The following is a 22,292-nucleotide window of genomic DNA, read 5'->3' as shown; positions in this document are numbered from 1 at the left end:
GAAAATTACTCAAATCGTATGCTCTTGGCTGGATCGATCTTTGTGATAAGGTAAGACGGACCGAGCATCATTAGCATCGATGCACATAAGGTCCCGATATTCAGGAGAATCAAGGAGACTATACTTAAATCAATAGGCACCGCATCCAGATAATAGATGGAAGGATCCAGTTTTATTATACGAAAATGAGACTGGATCAAACAAATAGCGATACCAACCACATTCCCCCAAAGCATCCCCTTCCCGATCAGGAAGAAAGAGATATAAAGAAATATCTTGCGGATACTGACATTGTTCTCACCCAACGCTTTCAGGATACCGATCATATTCGTCCGCTCCAGAATAATAATAAGCAAACCGGAAATCATGGTAAACCCTGCAACCGCAAAGATCAGGATAAGAATAACTACCACATTCACATCCAGCACATCGAGCCAGTTAAATATCATAGGATTCATCTCCTTTATCGAACGGGTAAAATAGGTGTTCCCATGACGATCCTGTTTCTCCACCAGATTGAAATACAGGTCTTCTGCAATCTGGTCCAGCTTATCGTAATCATCTACAAGCAATTCCAGCCCACTGACCTCATCCTTCTCCCAACCGTTCAACCGGCGGATCTGCTTAATGTCAGCCAAAACAAATAGCTTGTCATAATCCATAAAGCCGGTCTCGTAAATCCCGACGATATTGAATTTACGGGCACGGACATCTTCCTGGACAAAATAAGTCAGAATACTGTCGCCCAGCTTCAATCCCAGCAAGTCGGATAAATATCTGGAAATGATTACATCAGTCGAAGTCTTTTTGGGGTCTATCGTCAGCAACTCACCTTCTTTCAGGTTGTTCCGGAAAAAACTCCAGTCATAATCCGTATCGATCCCTTTCAATACGACACCTTGAAAATCACTATCCGTTTTCAAAATACCCATTTTAGTGGCATATCCTTCTATATGCTTGATACCAGGAAACTCCTGGAGTGCCTGAAGCAAAGAATCGCTCACCGCAATCGGCGTCGTTTCATACGAACTGTTATTATCAAAATTGGTGATCTGAATGTGAGAACCAAAACCAATCACCTTATTACGAACCTCTTTCTTAAAACCAATCACAATAGCGACCGAAAGAATCATCACCGCCAACCCTAGCGCTACACCGACTATGGCAATACGAACAGCAGGAGGAGTAACCTGACGATTCCCCTCCTTACTGAAATGAATTCTTCGTGCTATAAATAGTTCTAAGTTCAATTCGATTCAGTTGATTAAATGACTCTTCCCGGATAAGCCTCCAACGCCTTTGCCAGAACCACCAGTGCTTTTGCCAAATCTTCCTTTTTCAGGACATAGGCAATACGCACTTCATTTTTCCCTAAGCCGGGTGTTGTATAGAAACCGGATGCCGGAGCCATCATAACCGTCTGTCCTTCATATTCGAACTCGTCCAAACACCAGGCACAGAACTTATCGGCATCATCCACCGGCAATTTGGCAACCGTATAGAAGGCCCCCATAGGGATCGGAGAATAACAACCCGGAATACGGTTCAGCCCGTCGATCAGGAATTTACGGCGTTCCACATATTCGTTGTAGACATCCAACATATAATCTTCAGGCGTATCCAGTGAAGCCTCAGCAATGATCTGTCCGACCAAAGGAGGACTCAAACGTGCCTGACACCATTTCATAACATTTTCCTTCACCATCTGGTTCTTCGTAATCAGCGCACCGATACGGATACCGCATTCGCTGTAACGTTTGGAAACCGAATCCACCAGTACCACATTATTCTCGATACCTTTCAAATGGAATGCCGAGATATAAGGAGCACCCGTATAACAGAATTCACGATATACCTCATCCGAGAACAGGAACAGATCATATTTCTTGACAATATCACGAATCTGATCCATTTCCTTCTGTGTGTACAGATAACCGGTCGGATTATTCGGGTTACAGATCAGGATCGCTTTGGTACGCGGAGTAATCAGTTCCTCAAACCGTTCCACCGAAGGAAGAGCAAAACCTTCATCGATAGTAGACGGAACTGTTTTGATCACAGCTCCACAGGAAATGGCAAACGCCATATAGTTTGCATACGCAGGTTCGGGAACAATAATTTCATCCCCCGGATCCAGACAAGCCATAAACGAAAAGAATACAGCTTCCGAGCCTCCGGTAGTGATGATTATATCTTCAACATCGACATTGATATTGAATTTCGCATAGTATTTAACCAATTTCTCACGGAAACTACGAATTCCCTCACTCGGAGAATATTCCAATACTTTACGGTCAATACGGCGCATAGCCTCCATCGCGACCTCGGGAGTAGGTAAATCCGGTTGACCGATATTCAGATGGTACACCTTGGTACCCTTTGCTTTAGCCTTATTGGCTAGCGGAACGAGTTTTCTAATGGGGGAAGCCGGCATATTGACACCCCGCTGTGAGATATTAGGCATTACTTTTTCTATATGTTAGTTTAAAGTTCGGCAAAGATAGGAAATAATTGAAAATTGAAAGTTGAAAATCGAAAATTAATATCGGTTTGCAGTTAATCCCTCCATTTAATTTTCAATTTTAAATTATTAATTATCAATTTATCAGATTCCCGGACGAGGCGAATCCTTGCTCGCATGCATAGTAGAAATAAAAGCATTCGGATCGATCTCCTTAATTTCATCTTTCAGGCGCGGCATATCCTTACGTTCGGCAATGGTAAAGATGATCTCTTTTTCCTTTCCTTCATACATGCCCCGTCCGTGCAGGAAAGTACCCCGCATCCCCATCTTTCCGACAATCAGGTCTTTTATCTCCTGTGTCTTCTTCGATACGATAAAGACAGCACGATTCGGATTTTCCGTCTGGAACATTTCAACAACCTTACCATACACAAAAATAGCGAACCAGGAATACAATGGAACCGCCCAGTCCTGGAATACGATCAAGCCTAACATCACGATCGCAGAATCCAGTATTATAATCATATTACTTACTTTCAAATTGGAATTATTGGCAATAACACGGGCCAGCACATCTGTTCCCGCACTGGTACTTTGCGCCTTAAACACACAAGTCACCCCGATACCCAATATCGCCCCTCCATAGAAACAGGCGATAAACGTATCATTTTCCACCAGCGGTTCCGTTCCGCAAAAATAAGACAACGTATCCGTAAAGACGGAAATAAGCACAAACGTCACGATCGTTTTCGGTCCCGAAGAAAGACCGATTTTTTTCATTGCCAGCAACAACAATGGAACGTTAAAGCATAAGGCAGTAGCACCCATCGGCAAACCGTCCGGAAAAATGGAGAAAACACCTTTCGTCACATAATGCAAAACGATGGAAATACCATAAACGCCCCCCGGCACAATTTTATAGGGAGCCAGGAAAAGTACATAACTCAATGCCTGCAAAAAAGCCCCAACCACAATCAGAGAATAATCGACTGCATTACTCTTCAATGTAGCATTAGAAGGAAAACCAAGTTGTTTCATAATTTAGATTCAATCATTATTTGTTTTCAGTGCCACAAAGATAGATAAAAAAAGAAGAGACTACACAAACAAATTGCGTAATCTCTTCCACCTGTTTTCAACAATCGCGATCCGGGGAACAAATCCCCCCTCACCTTTTATATTAAAGGTTCAGTGCACGATTATTATTATTTGTCACATTCAACAATGTTACATATTTGCGATACTGATCGGGCGTCAGAACCTTTTTCATCAACTTCAGATTTCCATAAACAGCCTGATGCATCTTTTTTTGTTGCTGGCTTTCGCTGGCACGTAGACTTTCACGTTGTTTATCCAGGAAAAATTCATTTATATTTGCTACTTCACCCGTCTGAGACGGGGTTAATTGTAAATAATAACTCAGTTTCTCAAAGTTAATAGCAAACGGTTCTTTACTCACATTGTTCCGGTTCTCGCGTGCAAAACCTACCGTTGCACATAATAAAATGGCTGCTACAGCCATACCTAAACGTCTCATAATACCTAAACATTAAATTAATAAACCTAAACATGGAGGCCGCTGCCTCCGAATCTATCTCTCTTTTTGCCTTTGTATATATAACAAGATGTTTTATAACATTGTTCACGAACAGGTTTATTACTTCATCCAGACGATCGGATATCCCAAAGCCCTTTTTATTGCCTCCATCTCGGCACTATGCCACATCTCATGCTTGAAACACCAGGACAAGGCTTCGTACTTTATATTGGCAACGGGATGCTTAAACGGGATTGGTTCAAGGGGTTCTTTCAGGATTTCATCGTTAAGAGTCAGTAGGTTTGCAAGGCAAATATCGTGCACAAAACCCAATTGTTCCTTTAATTCCGAAGATGGGATAAAATTCCTTTCAACAGAACGGTGCAAAGTTCCCATGCCATTAAATATTTTATTATAACGGGCGATAGGTATCTGCCGTTTAACATCTTCATTTACCCCGGTTATCGTTGTAATAGCATGAAAATTCTGTGAAACCAACAGATGCCCGATCTGCCAGGCAAAGTTTGAATCCGTACCTTCCGGAATTGTGTACCAGAGCTCTTCTGGCATTTCTGAAATCAGACGATTTACAAAATTCCGTGCTTCAATGATTTGCTCTCTCAAAAATTCAATTTTACTCATCATAATGTTACTTTTTAAGTTATACATTATAATTAGTGAGTAACATCGTAGAGATTGTGACAACTCAGTCCAGAAATTTTTCCCAATAATTCTTCCGGGGCAAATCTTTTTCAAACTTCTGATACAGGTCGGCCAACCGTATCATTTTGGCGACTGTGGTATATTCTTTATCCAGGTCAATAAAAAAGACCTGTTTACAAATCCTGCATTTACAGGTTCCCGCAGGATTATAGAGCGGGCAGGTATCGGTCAGGAAATGGCTGATCTTATCAATGGAACGGGAGTATATCTTACGGACATTCTCTACCGACATTTCCATAATCGCTCCGATCTCTTTATGAGAAAGCCCTATATTCTCCTTAAAAATAAAAATCAGCCGGGCATCATTATTCAGGCAATGATTCAAAGCCGTCAAGCACCAGTCACATCTTTCCTTGACCCACTCCTTCCGTTCCTCATCAGAACCGGAATATTCGATTTCCTGCAAGGCCCTGAATTGTTCCAGCTTCACCAATGTCGCCACCTTTTCATTTTGAGCATACCGCGAAATAGTCCGCTTCGCAATCGTATAAATCCAGGTCGATAATTCAGAATCTGCATTGAATGAAGGCAGACTCTTAAACACCTCATACCAGACTTCCTGAGCCGCCTCCTTCGCAATCTCCCTGTTCTGAATCATCCGGTGGGCAATGGTTGCGACCATTGTGCCATAATGCTCAACTAAATCTTTGCGGTTTATTTCCATGGATGAAATGATTCGTTATTACTAAAGAGGCTTTTTATGGCCTCGGCACAAAAGTAAAAAGAAAAACGTCTGTAAAACATTCCTTGTTATTCATTTTAATCCGTCTAAACATTATCAGCCCGATTTTAAAAAATTGTTATGAATTTATTCCTAGGTTCCATTATAGAATATGAGCCAATGTGGCAATATGCCAATGTGCCAATTTAGAAATAATTGAGTTATCCAACTGTCAAAGTGACTCATCTGTTACAGGTTCATTTGCCGTCTGCTTTAGCTGACGGTTTATAAGCTGGTTCTTTTTTGGGCTTTAGCCACATTTCTCTCAGATAGAAAGCTTTAAGAAATGGGACTAAAGTCCAAAGAGATACATTCTTTACTAGTCCGTCAGCTAAAGCAGACGGCAAATAGACCTGTAATAGTCAAGTGAGGTTGATGACAGGATAGTTCACATCTGATAAGAAACGAACTAAACAATAAATTCAAAACACTTTCTAATCATCATATGACAATTAAGCTGTTTTATCCTTCACCGTTCACCTTACAAAAGCAACAGACTATCAATTAACCAGTTATGCAAATAAAATCAGGTGAACGATTCGGCTTAAAGGTGAATGCTTTCTCTCAATCGTTCACCTTTTCAAAGTAAGGCGTATCCGGTTGTAAACTAATCTTCCAATAATTATATACTAAGGTCAAAGCTTATAGTCATAGCCTTTTCGACGTAGGTCGTTAAGCTTGATGATATACGTCGAAAAGCTTAACGACCTACGTCAGCAAGCTTAACGACTCTTGATAAGCAATTACCGGACAGTATCTTTTGTATTAAAAAGAAATGACTTGTTAGCAAATATCCTGTAGGGCGATAATTAAAATACTACCAGCCAAATCGAATCAGGTGAAAGGTTGAAATAAACCGTTCACCTTTTTCACCAACCGTCCACCTCCATCAAAATGCAATAACAATCAATATATGAGCCAATTACAAACACAGAGGTGAATGGTGAACGATTTATTGCCACAATTCATTGGATAGTCAAATTCCTAACTACCCTGAACTCACATTTCCCTGTACCTAGCAGTCCCGTTCCATCGACACCTTCCGCTATTCCCACAAATCCGGTATTAATATCCGAGCAATAAAACGAAACTGTCGCTTCGCCTTTTTCGTCCGTAATGACGGAAGGTTGCCACAGCAAGGTATTTCGGGCATCCGGTGTGGATAATGACATATCCACTTCGTCCGGCTGGTAAAACTCACGGGAGGCATAGTAGCCTTTGGTACGGTAGAGATTATTCATTTTAAGAAGCTCCTCCTCTGTAAACTCAGGCCCCTGATAAATTTTATATTTTATATCCGTGACAATCCAGATACCATTTCGTCCCTTTGGTTCATATTTAATAAGCGTATATTGCTTTCCATTTACAGGAGCCAACCTTTTTCCTTTGTAATTATCGCCCGGGCTACCTGCCGGATGATGTGAATAACCATCATAATCATTCAAATAATCTTCTGCCGTAGCACATTCACAAACCCAAGGACCGCCTAAATCTTTATGAGCCAAACTATCCAACCGCCCCATCAATTTATCCCGGAACGGTTTGCGAGCTTTGCGGGTTACAACCACTTCATCAAGAAGTATCGTACTGTCATTGCTCACTATCGGCATATCGAGAACCTGCTCTTTCATCGTTTGCGACAAATCCATTATCGGATAACAGGACGGCTTATTTTTCCTGATACTGTCTATCTGCGGAAAATAGTCCATGAGTTCCAGTCTCGGCTTGAACTCCTTCGACAACATTGGTTTTACATACACATAACCGCCTCGAAGCTCTTTCATCACATCCGTGCCGATTGTAAAATATCCCACCGAATCCGCCCACACAAATGCTGAATTATCTTCCGCACCTGATACCTGAATCAGTTGTTCCGTACTTTGCGTCTCCTTACTTTTCTTCTTGCTTCCTATCGTCTGAATACCGGATATTTCATCTGACAAAAATATGTCACCCTGGCAAACCGGATTATATACGCTCCGAATATATCGTCGCCAGCCTTGCGTCAATAGAAGAATATCCATTGCCTGTATCCGGTCTTTGTTTCCTTCATCAAAATAATATACAGGATTATGGATTTTACCCCGTATCTGAGAGGACAGGTAACAATGAGTAAGGATATTCATCGGGGCAGCCGGATTTAGATACGCCTTATCGAACACGCTGATACCCAGATTTGCCTGTACCGGTTTTCCATTACCATCCGTCACCTTTATATTCAGCGTAGCCTTTTCTCTTAATGCATAGTTATCCTTTTCCGGTTCAATGCTGATATTCAGTTTCTTTTCCGGGTGAACATACACCAGCCGTTCTGCCACAGGTTGCATTGTTTTGTCAAACAAGGTAAATTCAACTATTCCCTGATAAGCAAATTCCGTGAACAGAATCTTTATTTTCAGATTATCTTTCAATTTCCCTTTAGCTACACAACAAACCATTCCACGCATTTGCCCCAACAAATAGATTTCTTGTTTAGGTAATCCGTCCGTCTGCGATATCACGAACTCCAACCCATCCTTATCCTGGCGGGACAATCTCAATGTCATTCCTTGCGGGTAAATTTCCGGCAATGAATAAATCTTCCCGTCTTTCAGTTCAATATGGTATTTCTTTCCGGCGGAAGGCGTAAAAAAGAAAAATCCCATTCCGTCATGAAAACTCTTGAACGTTGTTGCAGGGTTGTCATCCTCGTACAATGTACCTTCCACATCTACCGGATAGCCTTTGCCACCTGTAGCCTTGAAAGCCAACCGGGAAGATAAACCTGAAATCAGATTACCGCCTTCGGGAAAAAGGTCGAAACGCAAATTACTTTCCTCTCCCTTGTCTGTTCGTTGGTTATTCTGTGCGATGTTCTTTACTACTCTTATTTTATGGGCCGATAGTATCCCGGTCGTATCATTATGGAACGAATACCGGGTATAGCCTTCTAATGAATAATCCCCCTCCGGTAATTTTTCATCCACATACACATGCCCGTCCGCTATTCCGTTCCCGATAGGATATTTCTCACGCCATACCACGCTATCCTTGCTATCTACCATTTGAAGATAAAGCGTCTTACTCCGGTCTGAAAGCCCGAAAGACTGTGCGTCCAACTGGTAGGCTTTGAACCACATATCTTCTCCCGTTTCATAAATTCCTTTACTCGTTTGCAGATACACACACTCACAAGGATACCCCGACAACTGTCTGCTCACCGAGGCAAACAAGCTGTCTATATTGTTTTGAGCTGTTGCAACCAGACTCCCCAAAATCACCATTAGTAATAATAACAGACGATTTAACATTCCTTTTTCTATATAAAGTTTAACATCAGTTCCCTTTATGAGTCCTTTTCAAATAAAATTTATCATTCTGAAAATCAAAAATGACATTGAAATGGCGCAAGAAATCTAATCCTAAAAAACCGTCACTCTTCAATTGGGTATAAAAAGGAGTTGTTATAAGAGTCACATTTGAGAACTTCTCTTCCTTCTCAAATGTACACTCATATACAGACATGACCTTTACTGGTAAAGGTTGTCCTTTTGGGTTATATCCCTTTTGCAGTTGAATGTTTGTATTATGAATGAAACTTTTCACATCCGGATGGCTCTCAAAAAGTGCCAAAAACATCACATTTCCTAAATCAGGAATAAAAGAACCATTCAATATGGTATTTCTTCCCGTTATATCTCTCACCGACAATTCTGTATCAAGGCTATACATATTCCCTAATTCATCCTTTTTTATGTCGAGTTCACGATATTTATTCTTAATTCCAGCAAGTTCTTTGTTTGTGATATGCCGCATAAATAAATTCTGAATATCCAACTCGACAATACACGAACCCGAATCAGCCGGATTGATAAAAGATTGTATAGGATACATCATATCAATGCCTCTTGAAGCCAAATTACCAATTAAAGTTATTCCCGTATGAATCTGACTGTTTACAGATATAGTATCTGCGTTTGGTAGTAGCAACGCATTTTTCTTCCATTGAGGTCCATGGATATTTCAGACGGTACAAGTTGAACATTCAGTTTCTTTTGATTCTGTACAACAAACATACTGTCTAATATAGGAAAGGGTATTCCAGACTCCAGCATAGCTTTTGCGTCAATAACATTTTGCAATCTCACATGGGCCGATAAATGCCCACTATTCATTTTTATCAGGGGAATTGTATCCGACTGTGCATTCAACTCAGTCATAACCGGACTACCCAAAACTATCATTACCAGTAATAACAAACGATTTACCATATCTATTTTGAATAATTGTAGCGTTCTCTTCATTCTATTTTCTTATCACTCTGAATTCGCATGTACCGGAACCTAACAATCCAGCACCGTCAACCCCTTCCACCACTCCGGTAAAACCAGTATTGATATCGGAGCAATAGAAAGAAACTTCCGCCTCCCCTTTTTCATCCGTTATGACGGAAGGTTGCCATAACAAAGTATTACGGGCATCGGGAGTTGACAATTGTATATCTATTTCGTCCGGTTGGTAAAATTCACGGGCTACGTAGTAGCCTTTGGCACGCCAAAGGTTGTTACGACGGAGAAGCTCTTCTTCCGAATAAATAGGACCGTGATAAACGACATATTGTTCGTCTTCCACAATAAACCATTTTCCTCCATCGAAATATTTAGGTTTAATAATTCGATACGTTTTACCCTCTACCGGTTTACTTCGTTTTTCAAACGGAACAATATTTGCATTGGGACAATAACGGGGGTCATGATGTACCGTATATCCGTCTTTATAATTTTCCAAATGTCCTTCCGGACACACCCAAGGCATACCAACATCCATCTGTGCCAAACTATCTAAACGTCCCATAAACTTATCCCTGAAAGGTCTACTTGCTTTACGGGTAACAACTACCTCATCCAGTAAAATTGTACTATCATTACTAACGACCGGCATATCGAGAATCTGTTCTTTTACAGACTGAGAAATATCCATCGTAGGGTAATATCTCTGTTTCTTTTTCCTTAGACTATCGATTTGCGGAAAATAATCTTCTATTTCAAGTTGAGGCTTATGTTCATTCGACAACATCGGTTTCAAATACACATAACCACCTCGAAGTTCCTTCAATATATCCGTACCGACAATAAAAGAGCCGGTTGAGTCAGCCCATACATACAATGAATTTCCCTCAGCACCGGATATCTGAATAAGTTGTTCCGTCCCCTGCGCCTCTTTCCTCTTTTTCTTACTATTAATAGATTGTATGCCTATTATTTCATCAGACAAAAACAGATTTTCATTATCGGGGGCATATTCTATATTCCAGACATACCGCCTCCACCCCTGAGTCAGCAACAATAAATCCATTGCCTGCATACGGTCTTTATTCTTTTCATCAAAATAATAAAGCGGATTATAAATCTTTCCGCGTATCTGAGAGGATAGATAACAATGCGTCAATATATTTACAGGATCTGCCGGATTAATATATGCCTTATCAAATACACTGAGACCCAGATTCGTTTTCACTGGTACTCCATTCCCATCCGTCACCTTTATTTTCAATGTAGCTTTTTCACGAAGAGCATATGTTTTCTTATCCGGTTCAATATTGATCTGTAACTTCTTTTCCGGATGCACATAAACCAGCCTTTCTGCAACCGGTTGCATATTGCCATTAAACAAGGTGAACTCTGCGATTCCCTGATAAAAGAACTCACTAAGCGGCATTTTTATTTTAAGCCGGTCCTTCAACACTCCCTTTGCCACACAGCAAATCATCCCACGAATTTGTCCTACCAGAGAAACTTCCTGAGCAGGAGAACCTTCGGTTTGTGAGATAAAAAACTCCAGATTTTTCTTGTCTTGTTTGGATAGGCTTAAAGTCATTCCTTGTGGGCAAATCTTTGGTAAAGAATAACAAGCACCATCCTCTAACTCTATCCGGTATTTCTTTTCAGCATCAGGAGTAAAAAAGAAAAATCCCATTCCGTCATGACTACTTTCAAATAGGGTAACCGGAGTATCATCTTGATATAAAGTACCTTTTACCTCTACCGGATATCCTTTGCCATTTGTAGCCTTAAACGCCACACGTGAAGGCAAACCCGAAACCAGATTCCCTCCCTCCGGAAAAACATTAAATCGTAAACAATCTTTTTCCACACCCTCCGATTGTTGATTATCATGAGCTATATTTTTGACAATCCTTACTTTACATGAAGAGATAATTCCTGTTGTGTCGTTATGAAAAGAGTGACGGGTATAGGCTTCCAGAAAATAATCACCATCCGCCAGCTTCTCACTGACATAAACATGACCGAACACCATACCGTTTTCTACCGGATATTTCTCTTGCCAAACGATACTATCCTTATTATTTATCATTTGCAGATACAATGTCTGACTTTGATTGGAGAATGCAAAAGATTGGGAATTCAACTGATATGCTTTAAACCAAAGGTCTTCTCCAGTCTCATAAATACCCTTGCTGGTTTGGAGATAGATAAGTTCGGAAGGAAAGGCTGCATATTCTTTATTAATAGAAGCAACCCAGGCTTCATCGACTGTTTGCTGGCAAAAACACGGCAAACAGGTATATGTCAGTAAAAAGATGGTTAACAGAATGTTTTTCATGTACCCGACATTTTTAATTATCATTGCAGCCCCAAAAACAAGACCACAGCGCAAATATAAACAAAAGAAACAAATCTAATCAGGCAAGTATTAAATTCAATCGACCAATTTATATTTCTCATACGACGGTCTCACCCACCGCAAATAAACCAGGAGCGACACCAAACAGCATCCGGAACCTACCAGATAGGCCGTTGCCAGATCAGCATGCGAAGCGATAAAGCCGGCTGCCAGCATTCCGATTCCCACTCCGAAATCAAAAGAAGTCAGATAAGTGGAAGTTGCCGTTCCACGCAAATGATGCGGAGCGACATTTACGAAAAGACACTGGATAGCTGGGACACAAACACCGAATCCGATACCAATCGCCAGCGCAGAAGCAAAAAAGACAATTTCATTATGAAACAAAGCAAATACAGCAAACGAAAGTGTCAGAAACACCAACGCACTAATCGATACCAGATGTATCTTCCCGTGATCGACCAACCGTCCGGATATAAGCCTTGCCGTACCAACCCCTATCGCCATAAAAATAAAGAAATAACCGGGATTCGACACATTAATTTCTTTTCCGTACAGCACGACGAAAGAAACAACCATCCCATAAGGTATTGCACTCAGCAAATAAGCCAATGCCGTTGGTAACGCTTTCACCAGAATAAAACGATCCAGCGAAAAAGGAGGCCGTTCCACCTTCTCCCGTTTCGGATAACGAATCAGGCAGACAGAGCCGACACCGACCAACGCTATCGCCAGACCAACCAGCACCAGCGGATGAAAACCATACCTATCATAAACAGCAACCGCCACCAACGGAGCAAGCGACATCGCCAGATTAATCGTCAAGCCATAAAACCCCATTCCTTCGCCTCTTCGCCTGGAAGGAATCACATCTATCGCAATGGTATTACCGGAAACGGAAGTCATCCCCATAAAGCCACCCTGAATGAAACGGACAGCCATAATCGTCAGGACCGTAGTTGCAAACAAATAACCGGTAAACATACAGGCAAAAACCGTAAAGGCAAAGAGATATAACGGTTTGCGTGAAAAGCAATCCACCAAGTATCCGGAAAAAGGACGGACACACAGCAACCCTATCGAATAACTGGATAATGCTACCCCCACCTCCGACGGATTAATCTTCAATACCTCCACCAAATAAACCGGCATAGTCGGCATCAGCATGTAAAAAGAGAAATTCATCAGGAAATAAGAGATACAACACTGGATGAAATTCCGGTTCCAAAGCACAGGTTTCGTTTCGTTCATATCTTTAAGCCAGCTCACTTAACTCCAGCCAGCGCATTGTCTTTTCATCAATTTCTTCAATCACTTTTGCAATGCGTTCCGACTTTGCCATCAACTCATCGTTGCTCAATGTTCCGCTGCTCATAGCCGCTTCAAGTTCAGTTTTTTCAGCTTCAAGCGCAGGTATTTCTTCTTCCAGCGCCTCAAACTCCTTCCGTTCCTTGAAAGATAGTTTCTTTTTCTGTTCATTCTGAGGGCGGTTGTTCTTTTCAGGAGCAGGAGCTTGTTTGGGCTGGCGGGCAGCTTCGGCTTCCTTCTCCAACTGATCCTGTACCTCTTTCCAATCGCGATATTGCGTATAGTTACCCGGGAAATCCTTGATATCGGCATTTCCCCGAAATACCAGCAAATGATCCACTACCTTATCCATAAAATAACGGTCGTGAGAAACCACAATCGCACAGCCTTTAAAACTGCGCAGATATTCCTCCAGTACGTTCAGAGTCACAATATCCAGATCGTTTGTCGGCTCATCCAACACCAGGAAGTTCGGATTGCGCATCAGGACCGTACATAGATAAAGACGCCGTTTCTCGCCTCCACTCAGTTTATAAACATAACTATGTTGCTTTTCCGGTGCGAACAGGAAATAATTCAGAAATTGGGAAACACCCATTTTCTTTCCGTCTCCCAAGTCAACATATTCGGCTATATCCTGTACGACATCAATCACTTTCATCTGTTCGTCAAACTGCAATCCGTCCTGGCTATAATAACCGAAACGAACCGTTTCACCGACATCGAACCGGCCACTGTCGGGCTCCACCTCTCCCATCAACATTTTAATAAAAGTAGATTTCCCGGTACCGTTATTACCGACAATCCCCATCTTTTCGTAACGGGCAAATATATAGTTGAAATCTTCTACAATCTTGAGGCTGCCAAAACTTTTCGTCACATGTTCGGCCTCGAATATCTTCGAACCGATATAGGAAGCCTTGACATCCAGATTCACGTTTCCGTTATCATGCTGTTGTTTAGCTTTCTTCTCCAGTTCATAAAAAGCATCGATACGATATTTAGCCTTCGTTCCACGGGCTTGCGGCTGCCGGCGCATCCATTCCAGTTCCTTACGTAACAGGTTGTTAGCTCGTTCCACTTCCGTATTCATCGCCTCCATACGTTCCTGACGTTTTTCCAGATAGTAGCTGTAATTACCTTTATACTGATAGATTTGCTGACGATCTATTTCGATAATCTCACTACAAACCCGATCCAGGAAATAACGATCGTGCGTCACCATTAGAATACTGATATTGGCACGGCTCAGGTATCCTTCCAGCCATTCGGTCATTTCCAGGTCGAGGTGGTTGGTCGGCTCATCGAGGATGATCAGTTCAGGATCAGTGATCAGGACATTGGCTAGCGCTACACGTTTCAACTGTCCGCCGGACAGATGTTCCACCTTCTGATCGAAATTCGTAATCTTCAACTGCGAAAGGATTTGCTTGGCCCGTTGTTCATAGTCCCAAGCTTTCAGGTTATCCATACGCATCAGGATATCCTGCAAGTTGGAATGATCGTCACTGGCCATAGCTTCTTCATACTCAGCGATCAGTCGAACCGTCTCATTCGGGGAATAAAAACAGGCCTGAAGAACGGTTAATCCTTCGGGATAAACCGGTGTCTGCTCCAGATAACCGACACGCAGGTCGTTACGGAACACAACCGCCCCGCTATCATAATCCTCCTTCCCGGCAATGATATTCAGTAATGTTGTTTTACCTGTACCGTTCTTTGCGATAAGGCCCACTTTCTGCCCCTGTACAATTCCAAACGTAATATCTTCAAAAAGAACCAAATCGCCGAAGCTCTTGGTAAGTCCGTCTATCTGTAAATAACTGATCATACTGCCTTTTATGCTTTAATATGCCGGACAAAGATACAAAAATTCGGCGTAGGGTGGGTATTAAGGAGGAAGTGTTCGCTGCTTACTTAAACAAGAAGTTACAATTTTAAATAAATCCCAGATTATGTAATCACACAAATAATGAGGTCAAAAGAGTATAAATAAGACATTAGAAATGATTTACATAAAAGAAAAAGAATAACTCGCAATACAATTTCCCTATTAACTTTCTCTCTATTATTTCTGATAGTTTTATATATTTGTCTTTTAATCAATCTTGTTAAAACAAAAGAAATGAAAAATAATCAATCAGATATACAAGAGATTATGGAACAAATTGTTAAGTTCACACAGGACAGAGACTGGGATCAATTCCACAATGGAAAAGATCTGGCTTTAGCCCTATCTATCGAAGCCTCAGAACTTAATGAAGTTTTTCTATGGAAAGAGGCCAATAGTGTTAATATCGACAAGGTAAAAGAAGAATTAGCAGACATCATGAATTATGCATTTCTGATTGCTTACAAATATAACCTAGATATTAAGGATATCATTCTTACTAAATTAGCAAAGAATGCAGAAAAATATCCGGTAAATAAATCAAAAGGCAACGCAAAAAAATACAATGAATTATGATAGTCTATCATGCTTCTAAACAAGGATTCCTAAAAGATGTTTTTAATGGAACTATTGCGGATGATATAGATCACGCATTTGTTACGCACTTGGGCAGACATACATCTCCTAATGAGGTACAATCATGGAAAAACTCCATGATGCATATGTATAAAGTGATCAACACCCCCAACATACCTGATACCTCCAATATAGCTATCGAATATCAGATACCATTGACTTCAAAACGTATTGATTTCATCATAGCCGGACTTGATGAAAACAAAAAAGAGAATATTGTCATTATTGAATTAAAGCAATGGGAACAGGCAAAATTATCTAACAAGTCTGGAATTGTAAAAACACGGTTCCAGCACGGAGAAAGTGAAACTGCACACCCATCATACCAAGCATGGTCATATGCTTATATGCTAATCAACTATAATGAATTAGTTAGGGAACGAGATATTATTCTTTCCCCATGTGCTTTTTTACATAACTATAAACCAGATAATGTCATAACAAACCCATGCTATAAGGAATTTGTTCAAAAAGCTCCCGTTTTCTTAAAGTCTGATGCCCAACAGTTACAAGACTTTATCAAAAAACATATCAGATATGGTGCAAAAGATGATATTGTCTGGATGATAGACAAAGGAAAACTAAGACCATCTAAACAATTAGCAGAAGCTTTATCTTCTATGTTACATGGTAATCAGGAATTTGTATTACTGGATGATCAAAAGATTGTATACGAAACTGCATTAGAACTTGCCCGAAACTCCACATCAACTGGCAAAAAACACGTTTTGATAGTGGAAGGAGGTCCAGGTACTGGAAAAAGTGTCGTAGCTGTCAACCTTTTGGTACAATTAACAAAAGAAAATTTTTTAACTCAATATGTCTCAAAAAATGCAGCTCCGCGAGAAGTTTATACAATCAAACTTAGCGGTGATTGTCATAAAGAACGTATCAAAGACCTCTTTGTTGGAAGTGGCCGATTTTATGATATTCAAGCTGACATATTCGATACTTTAATAGTCGATGAAGCACATCGACTAAACTTAAAAAGCGGTTTTTATGGTACCGAAGGAGAAAACCAGATACTCGAAATCATACGTGCAGCAAAGTTTTCTGTGTTTTTTGTCGACGACAGGCAAAGAATCCATATTAAAGATATAGGCTCTAAAAGATCTATTGAAAAGTACGCAGAATCACTCGGAGCTATCGTGCACACAACCAAGTTAAGTTCTCAGTTTCGTTGTAACGGTTCTGATGGTTATCTCAGTTGGTTAGATAATACATTACAAATCAAGAATACCGCCAACATACACCTTTCTGCCGAAGATTACGATTTCAAGATATTCTCAGATCCGAATGAACTATTTGAAACAATAAAAACCAAAAACAAAAGGAACAATCGTTCCCGGGTTGTGGCAGGTTATTGCTGGGATTGGAATAGTAAAAAAAATACTGATAGTTTTGATATTATTATACCAGAATTCAATTTTGAAAAAAAATGGAATCTAAATTCAGAAAAAACACCTTGGATTATCGGAGAAACGTCTGTCGATCAGATTGGATGCATCCATACTTGTCAAGGTTTAGAACTTGATTATGTGGGTATCATAGTTGGAAAAGATATGAGATATGAAAACAATAAAATAATCACAGATGTCACTCAACGTTCCAAACACGATCAATCCGTAAAAGGTTTTAAATCATTATTAAAAAAAGACAAAGAGCAAGCTTTACAAGATGCTGATGAGATAATAAAAAACACTTACAGGACCTTAATGACCAGAGGGATGAAAGGCTGTTATGTTTATTTCTGCGATCAAGCTTTAGCTCAACATTTCATGAGTCAATTACAGCCTCAACAAGAAGAGAAAAAAGAGATTCGTATCGAACCTGAAGTCAACGACAACGTCAAATACATTGACTTTCTTCCACTATACTCTATCAAAGCTGCTTGTGGATACTTTGGAGAAGGGGATATAGTTGATGAACTTGGCTGGATAAAAGTAGAAGGATTAGGAAAATTAAATAGAAACATGTACGTAGTACAAGCCGTAGGTCGATCGATGGAACCAGCCATATACCATAATGATTATTGTGTATTCAGAGCAAACCCGGCAGGAAGCCGACAAGGAAAGATCGTTTTAATCCAACATCATAATTTCTATGACGCTGATTATGCAGGAGGTTATTCTATTAAAACATATAGTAGCAAGAAAAAGTTTGATGAGCTAGGAAATTGGGAACATGAAGAAATTGTTTTAACCCCCAAAAATCCGGATTACAATCCTATCATCATTAATGAAGAAGATGCCGAAGAGTTTAGAATCATTGGGGAATTTGCAGGAATAATAAAAGATTAAAATCAATACCCTGAATTGTTCCTGCACCTTACCCTGCATTCAAAAGATTTTTTAGTAAAAGTCAAATACAGACTACTGAAGATTCTCCAATCTCATATTGTTATTAAAATTTTAATCGTAACTTTGTCAAATCATAAAAATCAACATATGGAACCTGAATCTAAATACGAATCCGTCCCCCAAGGTTTTGCTTACTGTCTGAATAAACAATGCAAAAACTCTACGAAGTGCCTGCGTTATCTTGTTTCGAAACAACTTACACCGGAACGGACTGTTTTTTCGATCGTAAACCCCGATTGCACAACGCCTCAAGCAGATAGCTGTCCCTTTTTCAAAGCAGATCAAAAGGACAGGTACGCATTGGGGATCACTCAATTATTAGATGATCTGCCTCATAACAAAGCTGTTGCCATCAAACGGGCAATGAATACCCAATTCAGTAAAGGAACCCTTTACCGCATCCAGAAAAAAGAACGATTGATTACCCCTGACGAACAAAAGATCATTCGTATGATCTTTATGCGACAAGGTATCCATGCCGATCCGCTTTTCGACCAATATGTAGAGCAATACGATTGGTAAGAAATTGTATACTTTTTAGGCCTTTATTACTTATAATCCCCACTTAAATGGGTGATATTCCCCACACAAGTGGGCAGTATTCCCCATAGCAGTGGGGATAATTCCCCACATAGATAAAAATTGTGGGGAAAAAGACACAACAGAATACCTGTTACCTTCACAAGAAGAATATTAAGGATTATATGAAACTGACTCTCAATAGATGCTAAAATCCTGCGGCTTTATCACAAACCCGATCCTCAGCATGCTTTTAAACTGATTGTATTCCAGCAGGTTCTCACCGTAACCATTATAGTATTGCAGGAAAAAATACTGATTCTCATTATTATTGAATTTGTAACTCAACTCGACCTGCGTATTAAAACTCAGCCATGTTTTGCGTTTGGTTAGGATCACTCCACAGTTAAAGCGCCTGTTGTCAGTACGAAAATTAGTAGCTAACTGGAAGATTCCATTATATTTCAGCAAATCTTTGTTGTACTTCCCATCAACGATCGGTATCCAGGTCTTGAATTGAGCCTCCCAGTTTTTGTTTAAAACAATGGCTGTTGCAAATGTCACCTTGTTCCAACTGCGCGAAGCCGTACTGTCTTTTCCGTTCGATTCATGTTCGAGCATCAGATAGCCTTTTCCGATGAATTTATTATGATGGATAATCAGATGCCCCAGTCCGATCCCCGGATTGAAGTTCAGGTCGCGCATGGGCAGAGATTTCTGGAAAACATTCCAAAAGGCTTTCTGGGTGTACTGGATAAAAAGATAAGTGTCGAAAGGCAGCTTGCTTTTCGTCAGGCGCTGGGCAATACTCAACTGGAACTTCACATCCGAATTGGCAGCGGTCGGTTTATGCCCGATCGTCGTCCCGCCGATGAAATAATTATCTTTGAATAAAGTGAAATAAGGCGCTTTGTCCAATACCGCACGCACACTGTCCGCGTTATATTCCAACTTCGGATCCTGCACCAGAACCTGGGCAGATACTGAAACAAAACAGGAAATGAATAAAACGTATAGAAATACTGCTGTCCTTTTCATAAAATATGAATATATAAACCTTATAAAAACAAAACAAAGGTAATATCCATCAAGGTTTAACAATTCTCCCCGATTTCATGAATTATGGTCAATTCAGTTACCTCTTCTTTATTAATAACCAAATCTTAACTGGTATGTTCATTTTTTATATCTTTGCCCGCATGGAAAAAGTATATCAATATTACAGGGATACAATAGCTGCTTACACACGCCGCTCGGACGGTCTGAGAAAAAAAATGCATTTGATAGGAACAATACGCCTGCTGCTGGTCGCCGGGCTTATTGCTGCGATATGGTTTCTGAAAGCCGAAAACTGGATGGTGTTGGGCGGGGCAATCCTCTTATTCATCATTCCTTTCATCGGGTTAATGGTTTATCATACATTTTTGTCATCGCAAAAGTCATATGCCGATGCACTATCCGCCCTATGCAACAACGAACTGAAAGGGCTGGATTACGATTTCAGCGCTTTCGACGGGGCACCAGAGAAAAGTTCTGCCGACCATTCATTCAGCCTGGATCTGGATCTTTTCGGAAACCGCTCCATCTTCCAGTCCATCAACCGGACAGTTACTTCGATGGGAAAAGAAAGGCTTGCCGACTGGTTCATCAACCCGCTTACCGATAAAGAAAAGATACTCAAACGCCAGGAAGCCATCCGTGAACTGAGCGAAATGACGCAATTAAGGCAACACTTCTATGTAACCGGTGTATTAAGTCCGGGAAATAAAGGAGATGTAAATACCTTAAGCGCACTAACAGATCATAAACCGGCCTTCATTAACAGCCTGCTCTGGAAAATACTGATATGGCTCATTCCTGCCATATGGGTGATACTGATCGCAGGAGCATCAAGCGGAATAATCAGTTTCACCGGCATAAGCATATTCTTCGCCATCTCGTTCCTGATTTCCTACATACGGGGAAAACAAATCACAGAACTTCATAACTCAGTGAACAAGATGGAGAAAATCCTGTATACTTATTCTTCACTGATCAAAAGCATAGAAGGCGACCTTTTCAAGTCAACCGAACTGGCAGCGATCAGCAACCAGTTTAACGGGACAGACGGAACAGCCTCAAAGGCACTGAAAAAGTTATCCCGCAGCATCGGTGCGCTAGACCAGCGGGGCAGTATGATGGGATTCATTATGAACATATTTATTCTCCGCGACACCCGGACAGCCATCCGCCTGGAACGTTGGATACAGATACACGCCGAGGATATTCCCCGATGGTTCGATGCCCTTGCCGAGTTTGATGCCTACAGTTCGTTGGGAGGATTTGCATTCAACCATACCGGCTATATCTATCCGGAAATAGCCGACTCTTATTTCAAGATGAGTGGTAAAGCACTAGGACATCCCCTACTCCGCCGTGATGCTTGCGTACGGAATGATATTTCGATAGAGAAAAGTCCGTGGTTCCTGATTATCACTGGGGCAAATATGGCAGGGAAAAGCACCTACCTCCGCACAGTCGGAGTCAACTATTTGTTGGCCTGTATCGGTGCTCCGGTCTATGCTGACTCCCTGACTGTCTATCCGGCAAAGATGGTGACTAGCCTGCGTACTTCCGATTCGCTGGTCAGCAATGAATCTTATTTCTTCGCAGAATTGAAACGGCTGAAAATGATTATCGACCGTCTGCAACAGGGAGAAAAACTATTTATCATACTGGATGAAATCCTGAAAGGAACTAACTCGATCGACAAGCAAAAAGGTTCGATCGCCCTGATGAAACAGTTGGTAGCTTACCAGACTTGCGGCATCATCGCCACACACGACCTGGCACTGGGCGAACTGGAAAACGAATTTCCCAACCAGATAAAGAACTACCGCTTTGAAGCCGATATTACAAATGAAGAACTAACCTTCTCCTATCTGCTTCGTGAAGGGGTAGCACAAAATATGAATGCATGTTTCCTGATGAAGAAGATGGGGATAACGGTTTAAATACTTATATTTGCACGTAAATTAATAGAAAGGAGTCACTTATGACAACAATAGAACTTGAAGCCAGCAAAGCGGAATTGGTTCGTGAGATATTAAATATCGAAAATAGTGAAACCATCGGAAAACTTCGCAAATATCTAAGTAAGCTCCGGAGTAACAAAGAAGAGGCAAGTCCTTGTGAATATACCCTCGAAGAGGTTCGTCAGCGATTGGCTATCACTGGTAAGGATGCTATTGCCGGAATAGGTATCAGCGGTGAAGAGATGGAACAGCGAATGAAAGATATTATATAATAGTATGGAAATTATATGGCATCCGTTTGCATCAAACGATTTTGATCAGATTATATACTATTACCGGGATACTTTTGGAGTTAAAACAGCTCAAAAAGTCGGTAGTGTAAAATAAACTGTGTCACGCATTATTTATCTCTAGAAAACTCATCGGTCGGGGAACGGCCCGCGCCAAGGGGCGGGACCACCCGTCCCGACGAGCGTAAAATTACAATAATTTAAA

At 40.8% G+C, this 22,292-nt stretch carries 18 protein-coding genes; 5 read left to right on the top strand and 13 right to left on the bottom strand.

Annotation, left to right across the window (positions count from 1 at the left end):
• Positions 1 to 5: 5 nt before the first annotated feature.
• From NBH14_RS21110 to abc-f, 12 genes are all read right to left on the bottom strand, one after another.
• The gene (locus NBH14_RS21110) at positions 6 to 1,250 is read right to left on the bottom strand and encodes an ABC transporter permease (protein WP_250817739.1); all 1,245 of its coding nucleotides are present in this window, start codon (positions 1,248 to 1,250) and stop codon (positions 6 to 8) included.
• 14 nt (positions 1,251 to 1,264) lie between these two features.
• Positions 1,265 to 2,464, bottom strand: a complete 1,200-nt coding sequence (locus NBH14_RS21105; RefSeq protein ID WP_186961022.1) for a pyridoxal phosphate-dependent aminotransferase — start codon at positions 2,462 to 2,464, stop codon at positions 1,265 to 1,267.
• 141 nt (positions 2,465 to 2,605) lie between these two features.
• The gene (locus NBH14_RS21100) at positions 2,606 to 3,502 is read right to left on the bottom strand and encodes a YitT family protein (RefSeq protein ID WP_128135114.1); all 897 of its coding nucleotides are present in this window, start codon (positions 3,500 to 3,502) and stop codon (positions 2,606 to 2,608) included.
• A 142-nt stretch (positions 3,503 to 3,644) separates the two neighbouring features.
• A complete protein-coding gene (locus NBH14_RS21095) occupies positions 3,645 to 4,001 on the bottom strand; it encodes a hypothetical protein (RefSeq protein WP_007653677.1) in 357 nt (118 codons plus the stop codon).
• 120 nt (positions 4,002 to 4,121) lie between these two features.
• Entirely contained in the window at positions 4,122 to 4,643 is a 522-nt protein-coding gene (locus tag NBH14_RS21090) for a DinB family protein (protein WP_250817749.1), read from the bottom strand.
• Between the two features lie 64 nt (positions 4,644 to 4,707).
• The gene (locus NBH14_RS21085; protein ID WP_199676374.1) at positions 4,708 to 5,388 is read right to left on the bottom strand and encodes an RNA polymerase sigma factor; all 681 of its coding nucleotides are present in this window, start codon (positions 5,386 to 5,388) and stop codon (positions 4,708 to 4,710) included.
• A gap of 1,022 nt (positions 5,389 to 6,410) precedes the next feature.
• Positions 6,411 to 8,735 (bottom strand): hypothetical protein, encoded by a 2,325-nt coding sequence (locus tag NBH14_RS21080; RefSeq protein WP_250817738.1) that lies wholly within the window; start codon positions 8,733 to 8,735, stop codon positions 6,411 to 6,413.
• Positions 8,736 to 8,760: 25 nt separating this feature from the next.
• Positions 8,761 to 9,321, bottom strand: a complete 561-nt coding sequence (locus tag NBH14_RS21075; RefSeq protein ID WP_186961019.1) for a globin family protein — start codon at positions 9,319 to 9,321, stop codon at positions 8,761 to 8,763.
• Positions 9,322 to 9,380: 59 nt separating this feature from the next.
• Positions 9,381 to 9,728 carry a hypothetical protein gene (locus NBH14_RS21070; RefSeq protein WP_186961018.1) on the bottom strand — a complete coding sequence of 116 codons (348 nt, stop codon included), beginning with the start codon at positions 9,726 to 9,728 and terminating at the stop codon, positions 9,381 to 9,383.
• Between the two features lies 1 nt (position 9,729).
• Complete coding sequence (locus NBH14_RS21065; protein ID WP_250817737.1) at positions 9,730 to 12,048, bottom strand: hypothetical protein; 2,319 nt, start codon at positions 12,046 to 12,048, stop codon at positions 9,730 to 9,732.
• Positions 12,049 to 12,144: 96 nt separating this feature from the next.
• Entirely contained in the window at positions 12,145 to 13,320 is a 1,176-nt protein-coding gene (locus tag NBH14_RS21060) for an MFS transporter (protein ID WP_186961016.1), read from the bottom strand.
• Between the two features lie 4 nt (positions 13,321 to 13,324).
• The gene (gene abc-f, locus NBH14_RS21055; RefSeq protein ID WP_186961015.1) at positions 13,325 to 15,208 is read right to left on the bottom strand and encodes a ribosomal protection-like ABC-F family protein; all 1,884 of its coding nucleotides are present in this window, start codon (positions 15,206 to 15,208) and stop codon (positions 13,325 to 13,327) included.
• A gap of 294 nt (positions 15,209 to 15,502) precedes the next feature.
• On the opposite strand from abc-f, the gene NBH14_RS21050 reads away from it, so the two are divergent.
• The 3 genes from NBH14_RS21050 (at position 15,503) to NBH14_RS21040 (ending at position 18,786) form a co-directional block, all read left to right on the top strand.
• Positions 15,503 to 15,844: a nucleotide pyrophosphohydrolase gene (locus NBH14_RS21050; RefSeq protein ID WP_128135673.1), complete on the top strand. Its 342-nt coding sequence runs from the start codon at positions 15,503 to 15,505 to the stop codon at positions 15,842 to 15,844.
• Positions 15,841 to 18,204 carry a DNA/RNA helicase domain-containing protein gene (locus tag NBH14_RS21045; protein ID WP_128135674.1) on the top strand — a complete coding sequence of 788 codons (2,364 nt, stop codon included), beginning with the start codon at positions 15,841 to 15,843 and terminating at the stop codon, positions 18,202 to 18,204. The genes NBH14_RS21050 and NBH14_RS21045 overlap by 4 nt, the downstream gene beginning before the upstream one ends.
• Before the next feature lie 147 nt (positions 18,205 to 18,351).
• Positions 18,352 to 18,786: a DUF6078 family protein gene (locus NBH14_RS21040; protein WP_186961014.1), complete on the top strand. Its 435-nt coding sequence runs from the start codon at positions 18,352 to 18,354 to the stop codon at positions 18,784 to 18,786.
• Between the two features lie 195 nt (positions 18,787 to 18,981).
• Here NBH14_RS21040 and NBH14_RS21035 read toward each other — a convergent pair whose 3' ends face one another.
• Positions 18,982 to 19,821 (bottom strand): phospholipase A, encoded by an 840-nt coding sequence (locus NBH14_RS21035; protein WP_186961013.1) that lies wholly within the window; start codon positions 19,819 to 19,821, stop codon positions 18,982 to 18,984.
• 161 nt (positions 19,822 to 19,982) lie between these two features.
• On the opposite strand from NBH14_RS21035, the gene NBH14_RS21030 reads away from it, so the two are divergent.
• Positions 19,983 to 21,776 (top strand): MutS family DNA mismatch repair protein, encoded by a 1,794-nt coding sequence (locus tag NBH14_RS21030; protein WP_186961012.1) that lies wholly within the window; start codon positions 19,983 to 19,985, stop codon positions 21,774 to 21,776.
• Between the two features lie 41 nt (positions 21,777 to 21,817).
• On the top strand, positions 21,818 to 22,069 hold the full coding sequence (locus tag NBH14_RS21025; RefSeq protein WP_010800294.1) for a hypothetical protein: 252 nt from the start codon (positions 21,818 to 21,820) through the stop codon (positions 22,067 to 22,069).
• Positions 22,070 to 22,292 lie beyond the last annotated feature (223 nt).

This window comes from Parabacteroides caecihominis, assembly GCF_023656785.1.
GTDB lineage: Bacteria > Bacteroidota > Bacteroidia > Bacteroidales > Tannerellaceae > Parabacteroides > Parabacteroides segnis.
Note: the sequence above shows the minus strand (reverse complement) of the source record. Positions and strands in the feature narration are given on the sequence as shown.

What these genes read in the sequence shown, in the direction of transcription:
- NBH14_RS21030 (WP_186961012.1), top strand. Translation starts at nt 19,983, where the DNA reads ATGGAAAAAGTATATCAATATTACAGGGATACAATAGCTGCTTACACA.
- NBH14_RS21090 (WP_250817749.1), bottom strand. Translation starts at nt 4,643, where the DNA reads ATGAGTAAAATTGAATTTTTGAGAGAGCAAATCATTGAAGCACGGAAT.
- NBH14_RS21035 (WP_186961013.1), bottom strand. Translation starts at nt 19,821, where the DNA reads ATGAAAAGGACAGCAGTATTTCTATACGTTTTATTCATTTCCTGTTTT.
- NBH14_RS21050 (WP_128135673.1), top strand. Translation starts at nt 15,503, where the DNA reads ATGAAAAATAATCAATCAGATATACAAGAGATTATGGAACAAATTGTT.
- NBH14_RS21080 (WP_250817738.1), bottom strand. Translation starts at nt 8,735, where the DNA reads ATGTTAAATCGTCTGTTATTATTACTAATGGTGATTTTGGGGAGTCTG.
- NBH14_RS21065 (WP_250817737.1), bottom strand. Translation starts at nt 12,048, where the DNA reads ATGAAAAACATTCTGTTAACCATCTTTTTACTGACATATACCTGTTTG.
- abc-f (WP_186961015.1), bottom strand. Translation starts at nt 15,208, where the DNA reads ATGATCAGTTATTTACAGATAGACGGACTTACCAAGAGCTTCGGCGAT.
- NBH14_RS21075 (WP_186961019.1), bottom strand. Translation starts at nt 9,321, where the DNA reads ATGATGTATCCTATACAATCTTTTATCAATCCGGCTGATTCGGGTTCG.
- NBH14_RS21040 (WP_186961014.1), top strand. Translation starts at nt 18,352, where the DNA reads ATGGAACCTGAATCTAAATACGAATCCGTCCCCCAAGGTTTTGCTTAC.
- NBH14_RS21095 (WP_007653677.1), bottom strand. Translation starts at nt 4,001, where the DNA reads ATGAGACGTTTAGGTATGGCTGTAGCAGCCATTTTATTATGTGCAACG.
- NBH14_RS21070 (WP_186961018.1), bottom strand. Translation starts at nt 9,728, where the DNA reads ATGAAGAGAACGCTACAATTATTCAAAATAGATATGGTAAATCGTTTG.
- NBH14_RS21045 (WP_128135674.1), top strand. Translation starts at nt 15,841, where the DNA reads ATGATAGTCTATCATGCTTCTAAACAAGGATTCCTAAAAGATGTTTTT.
- NBH14_RS21100 (WP_128135114.1), bottom strand. Translation starts at nt 3,502, where the DNA reads ATGAAACAACTTGGTTTTCCTTCTAATGCTACATTGAAGAGTAATGCA.
- NBH14_RS21025 (WP_010800294.1), top strand. Translation starts at nt 21,818, where the DNA reads ATGACAACAATAGAACTTGAAGCCAGCAAAGCGGAATTGGTTCGTGAG.
- NBH14_RS21105 (WP_186961022.1), bottom strand. Translation starts at nt 2,464, where the DNA reads ATGCCTAATATCTCACAGCGGGGTGTCAATATGCCGGCTTCCCCCATT.
- NBH14_RS21085 (WP_199676374.1), bottom strand. Translation starts at nt 5,388, where the DNA reads ATGGAAATAAACCGCAAAGATTTAGTTGAGCATTATGGCACAATGGTC.
- NBH14_RS21060 (WP_186961016.1), bottom strand. Translation starts at nt 13,320, where the DNA reads ATGAACGAAACGAAACCTGTGCTTTGGAACCGGAATTTCATCCAGTGT.